Source organism: Labedella gwakjiensis (genome assembly GCF_003014675.1).
Taxonomy (GTDB): domain Bacteria; phylum Actinomycetota; class Actinomycetes; order Actinomycetales; family Microbacteriaceae; genus Labedella; species Labedella gwakjiensis.
Genome location: NZ_PYAU01000001.1, coordinates 2656262 through 2668622, shown reverse-complemented (window position 1 = coordinate 2668622; position 12361 = coordinate 2656262). Strand labels below are relative to the sequence as shown.

10 protein-coding genes are annotated in these 12361 nt (G+C 68.7%); all 10 read right to left on the bottom strand.

Going from position 1 to position 12361, the window contains the following annotated elements; translation table 11 throughout:
* Positions 1–8: 8 nt before the first annotated feature.
* Positions 9–770 (bottom strand): HNH endonuclease signature motif containing protein, encoded by a 762-nt coding sequence (locus tag CLV49_RS18635; RefSeq protein WP_106563834.1) that lies wholly within the window; start codon positions 768–770, stop codon positions 9–11.
* Positions 767–1483 (bottom strand): DUF222 domain-containing protein, encoded by a 717-nt coding sequence (locus tag CLV49_RS18630; RefSeq protein ID WP_106563833.1) that lies wholly within the window; start codon positions 1481–1483, stop codon positions 767–769. The genes CLV49_RS18635 and CLV49_RS18630 overlap by 4 nt, the downstream gene beginning before the upstream one ends.
* 63 nt (positions 1484–1546) lie before the next feature.
* Entirely contained in the window at positions 1547–1933 is a 387-nt protein-coding gene (locus CLV49_RS12515; protein ID WP_106563832.1) for a hypothetical protein, read from the bottom strand.
* On the bottom strand, positions 1930–2346 hold the full coding sequence (locus CLV49_RS12510) for an HIT family protein (RefSeq protein WP_106563831.1): 417 nt from the start codon (positions 2344–2346) through the stop codon (positions 1930–1932). The genes CLV49_RS12515 and CLV49_RS12510 overlap by 4 nt, the downstream gene beginning before the upstream one ends.
* Before the next feature lie 52 nt (positions 2347–2398).
* Positions 2399–3178 (bottom strand): glycoside hydrolase family 16 protein, encoded by a 780-nt coding sequence (locus tag CLV49_RS12505; RefSeq protein ID WP_106563830.1) that lies wholly within the window; start codon positions 3176–3178, stop codon positions 2399–2401.
* Between the two features lie 125 nt (positions 3179–3303).
* Complete coding sequence (locus tag CLV49_RS12500; protein WP_106563829.1) at positions 3304–7212, bottom strand: Ig-like domain-containing protein; 3909 nt, start codon at positions 7210–7212, stop codon at positions 3304–3306.
* Between the two features lie 188 nt (positions 7213–7400).
* The gene (locus CLV49_RS12495) at positions 7401–7691 is read right to left on the bottom strand and encodes a hypothetical protein (RefSeq protein ID WP_106563828.1); all 291 of its coding nucleotides are present in this window, start codon (positions 7689–7691) and stop codon (positions 7401–7403) included.
* 78 nt (positions 7692–7769) lie between these two features.
* Complete coding sequence (locus CLV49_RS12490; RefSeq protein ID WP_127054278.1) at positions 7770–8963, bottom strand: hypothetical protein; 1194 nt, start codon at positions 8961–8963, stop codon at positions 7770–7772.
* Between the two features lie 11 nt (positions 8964–8974).
* Positions 8975–10585, bottom strand: coding sequence for an SEL1-like repeat protein (locus tag CLV49_RS12485; RefSeq protein WP_127054280.1), 1611 nt, complete (start codon positions 10583–10585; stop codon positions 8975–8977).
* Positions 10578–12209 carry a tetratricopeptide repeat protein gene (locus tag CLV49_RS12480; RefSeq protein ID WP_106563825.1) on the bottom strand — a complete coding sequence of 544 codons (1632 nt, stop codon included), beginning with the start codon at positions 12207–12209 and terminating at the stop codon, positions 10578–10580. Before CLV49_RS12480 ends, CLV49_RS12485 begins: the two co-directional genes overlap by 8 nt.
* Between the last annotated feature and the right edge of the window lie 152 nt (positions 12210–12361).

The window sequence follows — 12361 nt, the reverse complement described above, 5'->3', positions numbered from 1 at the left end:
CCTCGTGATCAGGGACCGCGATGGTCTTGGGGGCTGGGTACCGAGCCCGGTGGTGAATGCAGTCCGCGTCGGCCGGGATCCGGACCGCGGCAGGGTGCGTTGATCGGCGGCGGGTCGATGCGGCGCTTCGTCGCGACCGTCCAGTCGCGGACCCCCGGACCGCGGACCTGCGGCACCCCTCGATGCATCCGTAGCCTCCAGGGTCCGGAATCGATGATGTGGTGGTGCCACCAACACAGGAGCACCCCATTGTGGACGTGCGTGGCGCCGCCCGCGCGGTACGGGATGACGTGGTGCACCTCGCACCAGCCGGCAGGGATGGGGCAGCCGGGGATGAGGCAGCCGCCGTCGCGGACCGTGATCGCTCGACGCTGAGACGGCGTGAAGCAGCGCTGCACCGATCCCATCGAGAGGAGAGCGCCTGTCGCATCGAGAGTGACGGGCTGTGACCCACCGGTATCCGCGAGCTGCGCGACAGTCTCGACCGAGACGGGGGTGTCCATGCCGTCGATGACGCCAACGCCGCTTCCCTGATCGAGCGCCTCCTTCGTGACGGTGACGAGAATGGCCGGCGGTGCGCCAGCGAGGTGCGGCGCATCAGCCACCCGACCAGCGGCATCGAGGATGGCACCGAGAACGTCGTGACGCTGCTGCTCACGAGTGCGCGTCTCGGAACTCTGCGAATCCGCACTCGACGGATCAGCGTTCGATTCGTTCAGCGCGTCGGCATCTTCGCCCCGGTCGACGAAGACGGGCCGAGCAGCCTTCATGTGTGCGTCGCACAGCCTTCGGAATCGTGCCGCGACGACGGAAGGAGGGAACCATGAACGGGAGTGAGACCATCGGAATCCTCACGACCGAATCGGAGCGAACGCCTGCTCCTCGCCCGTTCATCCCGCGCGCGCAAGCCGTCGGGGTCGATCTCGGCCACGACCGCCGCGGCACGGCCACGGACGAGGTCGACCGTGAGAGGCGGCCGGTTCTCGTCACCCGCGGCGGCGTCGACCAGACTCTCCTCCGCCGCACGCAGCACGGCTGGATCGACGCGCGGCGAGGCCGTCTGGAGCTGCGCGACCATGAGTCCGGCGGCCTCGACACCGATGGAACCTGCGCGGACGGCTGAGGCGATGATCGGGAACCGGGGCTGGGTGACCGCTCCAGAGGGCGACACGATCTGTGTGATAGCCGTACCCGTGCGGATCCTCTGCCTCGCCGCTCCGCCCGAGATGCCCATGACTCCCGCAACGGCGTCGACCGGGCCGCGGAACCCGAACGCCGCGACCATCCCCGGACGGGTCTCCGCACGCCGGGCGACCTCGGCCGCGTGCAGAACGCGAGCCGCATCGAGGAGGCGGGCGACGGCTTCGATCCGCCCACCATGGCTCATGAGGTCCGCGTCGGAGAGAGCGGACAGGCTGGCCCCATCGACGGCTCGACGCAGAGAGGCGTCTGCCGCCTCGAGCGCCTGCCGAAGTTCCGTCATACGAACAGTGAACACCAGACCACCGACATTGACTCGTCACCGTCGGAGTGACGAAAAACCCGGTCAGAGTCCGGTTCTGTTCCGTACCACGTCCCGCCGTTCGCCCGCCGAGCGCCGACGACGACCACGTCGTCGAGCGAACGCCACGAAGGCGATCATGGCGAGTACGGCGTTCACGCCCAGAAACACGACGGCGATGAACCCCCACCGCAGTTCTTCATAGACGAGCCACGAGACGAGCCCGACCAGCACGAGGAAGACCACCTCGAGCAGAACCTCCCAGGCGACACTGCCGAGGAGTGACGCCGCAGCGCCACGGCCTCGTCGCCGAGGCGCCCCGCTCGCGCGACGCAACGCGGATCGGTCACGCTTGGGGAGGTCGGAACCCGGTGCGTCGGAGTCGATCGCATCCGGATCCACCGCGTCGGAGCGCGACACGTCGTCGCTCACTCGAACATCTCCGCGAGTGCCGCGTGCGGGTCACCGTCATGCCGGTGGGCCGACGGAGGATCCGGCCAATGCGTCGTGCCGTCGTCCGGCCAGCACGGCACGACATGCAGGTGCAGGTGCGGAACGCTCTGCCCGGCATCCGCTCCAGAGGCCTGGAGCAGCACCACACCGGTCGCCCCGATGCCGCCGACCATCGCGCGCGCGACCCGTTGGGCCAACGCCGTGGTGGCGGCCAGCGCGACGGGATCGGCCGAGACCAGGTCCTTACTGTGATGCACGGGGACGACGAGCGTGTGCCCGGGGGCCAGCGACGAATCGGGCAGCGGCGCGAATGCGACGGCGTGCTCCTCCCGCTCCACCCACACGGCGGGCTCCTCACCGCGGATGATGCGGCAGAAGACACACGATTCCATGTCCCCAGTCTGCCCGACGGACGTGGGAGGTAGCCTCGCACCGAGCCGCCGCTCACCCGTCGAGCCGCTCCCCCACCACCCGCCGCACGACGAGCTCCGGCACGCGGTCGTCCTCCGCGTCCCGATCGGGGAAGTCGAAGACGCCGAGGATCAGCTGCAGCGGGTAGTCCGGCGCCTGCTCCACCGACCAGGTGGGCTCGCCATCGATGAAGAAGCCCACGCGATCCCGCGTCCACTCCACGGCGTAGCGGTGGAACTCGCCGACGTCGATCGCGGTCGGCTCGGCCCGGAACTGCTCGCGCAGCACCGGATCGCGGAACGGATGAATGCCCGATCCGACATCCGCCGACACCGTACCCTGCTCGTCGGAGCGGATCGCGTCGCCGAAGACCTCTACGAGACAGATCTCGCCGGACCTCTCGGGAACGTCCTCTACCCCCACCATCCACGCGGAGAACATGGACCGTGGTCCGATGATCGCCCGGCACTCCACCTCCACCCGCCCGAGATACGGCGTGAATCCCCAGCGCGCAGGCTGTTCCTCCCGGACGACGAGCCCCTCGCGAAAGGGCTGCTGCCCCTGAGCACTCCCGACGGGCCCCGACCAGTTGCCGCTCTGGACCGCCGAGACGCGCAGCGCACCCTCGTGGAGGCCGGGGCACCACAGCGGATGTTCGGGCGGCAGGCTCAGATGCAGCCCATCGCTCTCCAGGCGATATGTGGCCGCGGCCTCTCCCGCGCTGCTCCACGCGGGGAGGTAAGCGGGCGTCCACACCGCCGTGTCGAGGGCTGGGCCATCGAAGCGTTCGTCGAGGAACGGAGGTCCGTACATGACACGAGCGAACCACGAACCACCGACATCGCGACGCTCACCGCACGAATGATGAGCGACCCCACGCACGGGCGATCGGGGGCGGCGCCGCAGCACCGCCCCCGAAGGTCACCATCGATCGGTGATCAGCCTCGCCGCACCACCCGGCGCAGCCACAGCACCGCGATTCCGAGAGCCAGCATGACGGAGGCGAGAGCCATCCACGGCCCGGCCTCCGCTCCCGTGACCGCGAGCGACGGATCACCGTTCCCAGCACCCGAGCCGTCTCCCGCACCAGATCCGGACCCCGACCCCGGAGACGAGGGCTCTTCTTCGCCCGGATTCTCGGGCTGGACGGGCAGCGCCGCCGCAATCCGCACCGCATCACTCTCGACGACCGCCGACTCCTCGAACCCGTCGGCCGCAGCAACCGCCCTGATGGAGAGCAGCGAGCCCTCCGCGTCGGCTGGGATCACGAGGGAGGCGGTGTCGGCCGCGAGCACCGCTGCGGCCACCCGCTCGGACGACGGCTCGACGTCAGCAGCGATCGGCTCCCCATCGAGCAGCCACTCGTAGGTCACGCTCGCATCACCGGGATCGACGTCGGCGACCGCGGTCACCGTGGACCCGACGCGCACGTCACCGCTGATCGCGACCGACAGCACGGCCGCCTGACGCGTCACCGCGATCGTGTAGACGGTCGTGGTGCTCCCGTCAGGACTCGTGACGGTGACCGTCGCCGTGCCCTCGTTGTCCGCCGTGGGGGGATCGACGACGACCTCGGCCTCACGGTCCACCGGAATCGCGCCGATCGTCGGGTACCGCGACCCGACGGTCGTCGCCGAGTAGGCGGTCGTGTCGGCATCGAACCCGTCGACGCTCTCCCCGTTCACCCGCAGCGCCGCGAGGGCGCTCAAGGCAGACGGGGTCGCGCTCGGCTCGAACAGCTGCACCTCCGACACCGTCAGGTGCGTGTTCGCGTACGCGTTCATGACCACTCGGATGCCCGCCGCGGCGATCGGATCGAACGCGACTTCGACCACCGGCGCGCTTCCGTCCTCGGGCTCGGAGACCGCGGTCGCGGTCTCGTAGCCGGGCACCGGAGTCCACGTGCCGTCGGCGTCGCGCGCCAGGATCTGGAGCGACTCCGCCCAGCTGCGGTTGCCGCCGTCCGCGTAGAACCTCACGGTCACTCCGTTGACGTCGCGGCTGTCGAACCGGTACTCGAGCGTGCTCTGCGCCGGCTTGTTCGACGACACCCAGTTCGACCAGCCCTTGTCATCGAGCACGCCGTTCCGCGTGTTGTCGGCGACGTATCCGCCCTCGGTGGAGGACGCCGACGCGGTGACGCCGGCATCCGGCGCGAAGTTGCGCGGTTCCGCCTCCGTGACGATCACGAAGAGCGTTGCGTCCAGAGTGTCCCCGTCGATCTCGGCGGTACCGGGGATCTCGACGGTTCCGACGGAGGCGAGAGCCTCGTCGGTGAGCCCGGCGAGGTCCCACGTGACGGGCACGTCGAACGTGTTCTCGGAGGCGCCGACACGGGCGGGCACCGTCGTCGGGACGACCGGCGCGACCACGTCGGCTGAGCTTCCGGCGGCGACCGTGAGCGACACGGGGTCGGTGACCGTCAGGCCGCCCACGTCGACCTGCGCCGTCACGGAGAACTCGGTTCCGAACACGTCCGTCGCCGTTCCCGGCACGTCGACGCGGCCCGTGGTGTTCCAGACGGACGCGGCGGGAGTGGTCCACGCCACGGCGGCCGGAGCCCCCGTGCCCCACTCGTACCGGGCGGCCACGCTCGCCGGCAGTGTCGGTGCGACACCGGCCGTCGTCCGCACGGCGACCGTCTGGCCGTCGCTCGGAGCGAGGTCTCGGAGGGTCCACCGCTGGTTCGCACCGCCGTTCGATCCGTACACGCCCACCGAGGTGTTCTCCGCGCTGGAGGCCTGCGCCACGTCGAGCGACGTCGCGGTGGAGGCATTCATGAAGCTGAACGTCCGCCCGTCCGTGGAGTTGACGACCCAGGTGGTCGCCGGATCGGAGGCCGCAGCCGCCGGATCGACGGAGCGCAGCTCCGTTCCGCCGCTCGTGGCGGCGAGCACACGGCCGTCGCCCGACTGCAGCACGACGGCTCGCGTGCCGGCCTTCGTGCCTGTGACCTCGTGCGCCGTCCACGTCTGCGCCGTTCCGGCTGCCGAGGTGGTCGCCGACGTGGTGATGGTGGTGGCCGGCGAACCGGTCGTGGCGGTGAGGGCCTTGCCGCTCTGGACGCCGACGATCTGGTAGTCGTGTCCGTCCTCGATCTGCGGCGCGTCGGCGGAGACGCCGGACACTCCGGAGATGTCGAACGTCACGACCGACTTCGCAGGGACCGTCAGGGTCGCGGTCTTTGACGCGGCGTCGACGGCCACGCGCGTGCCCGGCACGATTCCCGTGGACGTCGGGTCGGCGCCCTCCGGAGCCTCGGTGGTCACGTAGGGGGTCACCGTGGCACCCGCTGCGATCGAGCCGAAGCCCGACAGGTCGAGCGTGACGGTCTTCGCTGTCGTTCCCGTGTTCCGGTGCACGATCGTGGCACCCGAACCATCGGCCTTCACGGCGGCGGTGCTGTTGGCGTCGTCGACGGCCACGAGGTGGTCGCCGTTGGCGATGAAGTGCGTGAAGTTGCGGATGGTGTTGAACTTCGAGTTCACCTGAATCCCGCATTCGGGCGCCTTGGTGGAGTCTCCTCCGGCGTCGGCGACACGACGCTCCGACTTCCAGATGGTCTCACCGCCCTCGTCGTACGGCTGGCAGTCGAGGTCGATGAAGATCGAACCCCAGTTGGCGTTCTCCGCCTGCGGCTCCATGTTGTAGAGGTCCTCGACGGGCTGCCAGAGCACCCACGCCTGCGGCTCGAGCTCGCGGAGGTCGTCCATGATGCGGCCGGAGATCCCCAGACCGTTCTCGATGCTGTTGGGGTTCCACCCTCCGCCCCAGTTGCCCTCGATCTCGCTCATCCAGAGCGGCGAGGAGTCCTGCTTGGCCAGGTCGCGCACGGTGAGTCGGCCGTCCGTGCCGTACGTGTGCACGTTCATCTGCTCGACGAGGTCGCGGACCTCCTGCGGGTAGGCGGCCCAGTTGCCGGCGAACCGGCTCGGGTTGGTCTCGTCCATCGCCGCGATCACCGCGTCGGTGGTCGTGTCGGACTCGGCGAGCTCGGCGGCGAGGGCGCGGATCACGTCGACCTGCTGGTCGGGCGACACGTGCATGCCCTCCTGGCGGCCGGTCGGATCACCGTTCACCAGGGTGGTGCCCCAGTAGTTGGTGTTGGGCTCGTTGAACGGGTCGATCGTGTCGACCGAGATCCCGTACTGGTCCTCGAGGCGCTGCGTGACCTCCTTGATGTATCCGACGAACGCTTCCTCAGCCTCGGGCTTGAGCTGCTGCGCGTTCGAGTCGAATCCGCCCGACGCGTAGCCGCTCTCCGTCATGAAGTAGGGGGCGGAGTTCGAGAACGTCTCCCAGTGGCTGATCTGGTCGGCCTCGACGAGCCGCTCCACCCACCAGCGCTGCGTCTCGTCGGCGTTCTCGTCGTAGTTCGAGGGGTCGTCGGCGTCCCACTCCCCGAGGAGCGCGTCACGGTCGGCGTAGCTCGTGCTCACTCCGCCGTAGGTGCCGTCGGAGCCCGTCGGGTCGGCCTTCCACCAGCCCTCGACGGCGCCGCCGGGGCGGAGGTAGTCGTCGACATCCGACGCGTTGCCGCCGCCGATGTTGTAGCGCGCGATGTTGAGGTTGAGCCCGTCCTTCCCGAACACCTTCTGGTAGAGCTCCTCGCGGAGTTCCTCGGGGTAGCCACCCGTGGCGTTCGCGAACCAGACGAGGCTCGTGCCCCAGCCGTCGAAGGTGTCTCCGGCATACCAGGGGTTCGGGGTGATGGTGGTTCCCGCGTCGGCGGGAGCCGCCGTGGCCGGGAGCGCTGTGAGGGATGTGGCCGCCAGGGCGCCGGCTGCGAGGGCAGTCGCGGCAGCGCCGGCGACGAGTCGTCGAGTCGTCGTTGTTCGCATCGTCATCGATGCAGTCCTTTCAACGGTGAATGGAACGGCATGCCTCATCGGCGAGACATGCTCATGTTTGCGCAAACATCATCAGCCAGATGTTTACGCAAACATCGAGTTCAAGGGTAGTCGACGAACGCAGGAGGGGACAAGGGCCGACAACGACCGTTACGGCGCGGCGGCGCGCCGTGGCGCGAGAGCCCCTACGCCTCGGGGTCGATCTGCTCGATGAGCGGGGAGGACGACACCTCGTGGAGGTCGGCGAAGACCGCGCTCACGATCGTGCGAGCATCCGCGTCCCTTTCCGCACCCTCACCGGGGAGAACGGTGCTCAACCACTCGGTGAGCTCGAGCTGGGACACCGCTGCCTGCACCCGATCGGCGAGCTCTCCCGCGACGTCCGCATAGGCCTCGGCCGGGCGCCCGGACCCGCCGGGGTCGACGGCGTGGATGGTCTCGGCGGCGATGTCGGCGAGCGCGTCGCGGTCGATCATGGGGCTCCCTCAAAGTGTCGGTGTCGTTCGAGACTGCCAGACACCGTCCGTCCGGGTGCGGGGTTGACCGGCTCGGCGTCAGGCTAAGAGTGCGGACCCGCGGCCGCCGGGGGGAATGTGTTCGGCAGCGAGGGCAGCTATCTCCGCCGACAGGTCAGCCTCCAGGTGCTGGCGGAGCCACGCGTGCCGTCGCAATCGAAAGAGCCGGTCGCTTCGGTGGATGGTCTCGGTGAATGCGGTCGAGTCGCCCCAGGCCCTATCCATGGACCCCGCAAAATACGTGTCGAAGCTCGGCGACTCCCACGCGAGCAGGAGGGCGTGGAAAGTGACCGCGATCCAGAAGCGCTCGCAGTTCCCCCGCAACGCGGGCGCGATGTCCCATTCATCGAGCCAGCGTTCGACATCGAGCGCCTCCTCCGACAGCGCGAACGCGATCCTCTCCTCGACCGGCGTCAATGAGATCCCGTTCTCGTAGCGCCACAGCGACCCGGACACGGCTGTCGCGGCGGGAAGCAACCCGAGCCGCCGTCCGTACGCCATCACATCCATCGTGAACGCGGGAAGGAGCGCGTCCGGAATGTCGACGTGGAGGAGGTACAGTCCTCCGAGCTCGTCACGGATCCGCTGTCCCAGCCGCCCGAGGTCGACGCGTGGCGCCGTGATGAGGGGGAATGCGCGGAGCAGTTCAGAGGTGATGTCATCGATCACGTCGACGAGATCGTGATCGATCTCGAGTTCGCGATACGACGTCTCGCTCGTCACGACCGTAATGATGCCCCCGTTCACGACCGTGACGACCACGGGGCGGTGGTGGCGGTCGAGAGGGAACACCTCGAGTTGCTCGACCGAGCCGCGCGGGTCTGTCGGTGTGAGGCGGCGAACCTCGAAACGCTCCACTCGATCCGGGCGTGCGCGGACGGTCCATGATCCGAGCTCCCCCAGGTGACCGAGACCGAGGGGGACGGAGTCTCTGTCGGTCGCCGCTGCCGCGATCACCGCCGGCCGCCGCCGATACAGCTCGACGGCCGCTCCGGCCGCTCGCGCGGTCTCCTCCGGATGATCCAGGCCCCAGTCCTGACGGAATTCACGCACGATCTCTCGCTCGATCGCCTCAAGATCCTCCCCGTCGGCCGCTCTTCGAGCAGCGGCGTCCGCGATCTCGTGATACTCGTTCCACGTGAACTCGGCGTCGAAGGCGACGCCGACGGGATCGAGACGCCAGAACGTGTCACGCAGGAGCGCCTGCACGTCCTCGATCCGTGGGGGTGGCACGTCTGGGGTCGTCACCGCTTCCCCCGCATCCGCGCCGCTTGCAGGGCCGCGTCGAGGCGGTCCTCGTCGCAGAAGGCCGCCCACGCCGCCTCCGCCACGGCGACGGCAGCCTCGCGTCCGCGGAAGATCAGGTGGATCGCCTCCGCCTCAGAGTCCCGCTCGATCCCACGCGACCACAGCCCCTCCAGCTTCGCGATCGAGACGACGAGCTTCTCCATCTGGTAGCCGCTGGAGGCGAGGATCCGATCGGCGAACGGCTCGGCGATCCCCTCCCAGCCGGCGGAGCTCGTCGACAGATCGAACCGACCGTCTTCCTCCTCGCCGTACTCCGACAAGATGAACGGGCCAATGACCAGCTCCTGGTCGCTCTCCCCCCGGAGGCGACTCTGAACGGTCCCGACCACGGCGGCATCGTCGAGGTTACGGCAGCGATACATCTCCAGTTCTCGAAGCTTCGGGAGGTCGGCGAGCACCGCCGTGCTGACTATCCCGTTGCACCACAACATCTCGATCTTCGTCAGGTTGGGGAAGCGCCGCAGCACATCGAGGTCGAGGTCGCGTGCTTTGAAGAGGGTCAGCGACTCCAGCAGATGCGGGTGGGCGACCCGTTCGAGCACCGCACCCGCGTGCTTCGCCGTCATGGACAGCGTCCGAATCGGCGCCTCGATCGTGGGAAGCAGCGACGCCCGCGGCAGATCGAGTCCAAGCCATTCGAGTTGCGGATGCCGGCAGACCGAGAGGAAGTTGACGCCCGTCACCGACGCGTGGCGGAGCGCCGGGAGCGTGCTGAGGTCAACGGGTTCGTCGCCCTTGATCTGGAGATTGAGATCCACGAGCGAACCTGCGTCGAGCAATGCGGAGAGGCCGGTGACGCGTGCACCGTCGGCGATCCTGAGGTTCCTGAGATCTGGGATGGCTGCGGACAGCGAGAATAGGTCGAGCTCGTTCTTCGTCACCAGGAGTTGGATCTGAAGGTCGGACAGAGCCGCGCGAGCCAACTGGCCAGCCGTTGGAAACGGCCTGTCGTCACTCACGAGGAAATGAGGTTCGAACGCCGGGTCAGGATCGGGGCTGGCGACGATCCACGGAACGAGGTCCGCCGGATAGCACTCCTCGACCCAGCGATACGGACCGTCCTCAGATTCTTCCTCCCACTCCGCCATGCCGCGGGACGCGAGGTCGGCACGCGCGAGAGAACTTCCCGCCTCCCCTGCCCGGCGGAGCCACTCGACCGCCTCGGCTTGTCCGTCCTGCTCCTCCGCCACGAGGTACGCGAGGTTGTACGCGCCTGACGCGTCACCACGCTCGAACGCCGCGCGGTAGGCCGTCTTGGCTCCCTCGAGATCGCCGACATCGAACTGCAACAGAATGCCGAGCCGGAATGGCACACGGTCGTTCACATCGACGTGAGCCTCGAGGAGCTCTCTCGCACGATCAATCTCGCCGCGTCGTCGGAGCACGGACGCGGCGAGGACGACAGCCAGGTCGACGTGCCCGATAGCGAGGGAGGCGAGTTCGAGGACCTCGTCGTCTGTACGGTTCTCCATGTCTACGGCGAACCGCGCGCGGCGATAAGCCTCTTCTGGCGATAGAGACCCTCCCCGCTCCTCGGATTCAGTCATCGGCGGGCTGCTCTCCAGCTCGTTCCAGTCGTGCCACGAATCCAGCGACGAAAGCGACGTCCTCGACATCGCGGCAGTCGTCCACATGGAGGGAGTCGAGCCGTGGGATCCGTTCGAGCATTCGCGTGTTCGTCACGCCCGTACACGCCCTCAGCTCGACGTCCCGCAGCGACGGGAAGCGCAGCAGTGACGCGCAATCCAGACCGACAGCCCCGATGACCACGAGTTGGACCAACGATTCCGGCTGGACGATCGACGCGATCGCCTCACCCGCCGCATTCCCGCTCACCCCGAAGAACTCGATTGGCGCCTGGACGTCGGGCGCTGGCTGCCCGTCGAGCAGCGTCATCGACAGAGCCCGAACGGCAGGGTTGCCCGCGGCCGAGAAGGCGTTCCGTCCCCGCACGGACGCATCGACCAGTCGGGGAAGCACGCTCAGGTCCACCGGCTCGTTCGGCTCGGAGCCGTCCATCTCCAGCTCTTCGAGCGACCGCGCGTCGGAGAGCACGCTCCACCCGCGGATTCCCGCCGCGTCCGCGATCGTCAGGTCGCGGATCGCCGTGATCGCCGTTCCCAGCGCAGCGAGGTCGAATCCTCGCGCGTGCGGTTCGATCACGATCGGCCAACCGAGGCGTGCGGCGTGAGCGATCTGCCCCGGCGCCGGCGTGGAAACGATGTCGTTGATGCGGAAGATCGTCGGGTAGTCGCCCGGGAGCGCGGCGCCCTGGAGGTGCGGAAGGAGGTCGCCTCGGTAGAGGGCGCGCATCCAGGCCGGATCCCCGGCCTCGTCGTGGTCCGCCCAACCCTCGTCACCCCGGCTCGTGAGGTCGGCGCGGGCCGCCGCGTCCCCACCACGGGCGGCCTTCCGCATCCACTCGAGTGCCTCTTCCGGGTGGTCGAGGTCTTCCAGCATGACCGCGAGGTTGAACGCGGAGTTGGCGTCGCCTCCCTTGTACCCCGCTTCATAGGCCGCGCGAGCTCCCTCGACGTCGTCGAACTCGTCGCGCAGCAGGTTGCCGAGAGGGAGGGCCACCAGGTCGTTGTCGGGGTGCGCCTCTTCGAGGATCCGCCTCGCCGCATCGATGTCGCCTCGTCGCCGATACAACCACCCGAGGACGACGACGGCCTCCTTCGCGGCGGTCATCCCCGCCTCGAGGAGCGCGATCACGTCGTCGCCGACCTGGTCGTCCACCTCGAAGGCATGCTCGCCGAGGCGGTAGGCGGCGCGCTCCCACCAGTGAGCCTTCGCGTCCAGCGCCAGCCGGAACCACCGTTCGGCCGATGGCCAGTCGCCGAGGTACACGTAGAGCTCGCCGATGTTCGCCGCACAGTCCTGACCGAGCGCCTGGGCGCGCTCGAGCACGACGACGGCGTCCGCATCATGCTCGATGCTCCACAGGACGCAGCCGATGGCGCTGAGCGCCTCACCCCTGTCATCCGCGTCGGCCCAGTCGTGCCAATACTCCGCGCTGTCCTCGCCGCCGGTCGCCGCGGCGAGCGACTCCGCATCGTCGTCGTCGAAGGTCTCGGCGCCGGGAAGATCCGCGAGCGCGTCCCATTCCCCCGCCTCGAACAGCGCTATCGCACGCTCGATGCGTGCCGGATGCTCGCTCGTGTTCGTCATGTCGCGATACCCGTCCGTGTGGCCCCGATCGACGGGCGTTCGTCCAGCGCGCCCGCCACCACGGACGCGATCTTCTGCGGATCACACTATCGGCGGGCGCGAATTCGGAGAACGTCCCCGTGTGAGGGAGGCTCGGCGCCGCAACTCAACGC

Excerpts from the sequence above, each read along its gene's own strand:
- CLV49_RS18635 (WP_106563834.1), bottom strand. The coding sequence starts at position 770 with ATGAAGGCTGCTCGGCCCGTCTTCGTCGACCGGGGCGAAGATGCCGAC.
- CLV49_RS18630 (WP_106563833.1), bottom strand. The coding sequence starts at position 1,483 with ATGACGGAACTTCGGCAGGCGCTCGAGGCGGCAGACGCCTCTCTGCGT.
- CLV49_RS12510 (WP_106563831.1), bottom strand. The coding sequence starts at position 2,346 with ATGGAATCGTGTGTCTTCTGCCGCATCATCCGCGGTGAGGAGCCCGCC.
- CLV49_RS12505 (WP_106563830.1), bottom strand. The coding sequence starts at position 3,178 with ATGTACGGACCTCCGTTCCTCGACGAACGCTTCGATGGCCCAGCCCTC.
- CLV49_RS12500 (WP_106563829.1), bottom strand. The coding sequence starts at position 7,212 with ATGACGATGCGAACAACGACGACTCGACGACTCGTCGCCGGCGCTGCC.
- CLV49_RS12495 (WP_106563828.1), bottom strand. The coding sequence starts at position 7,691 with ATGATCGACCGCGACGCGCTCGCCGACATCGCCGCCGAGACCATCCAC.
- CLV49_RS12485 (WP_127054280.1), bottom strand. The coding sequence starts at position 10,585 with ATGACTGAATCCGAGGAGCGGGGAGGGTCTCTATCGCCAGAAGAGGCT.
- CLV49_RS12480 (WP_106563825.1), bottom strand. The coding sequence starts at position 12,209 with ATGACGAACACGAGCGAGCATCCGGCACGCATCGAGCGTGCGATAGCG.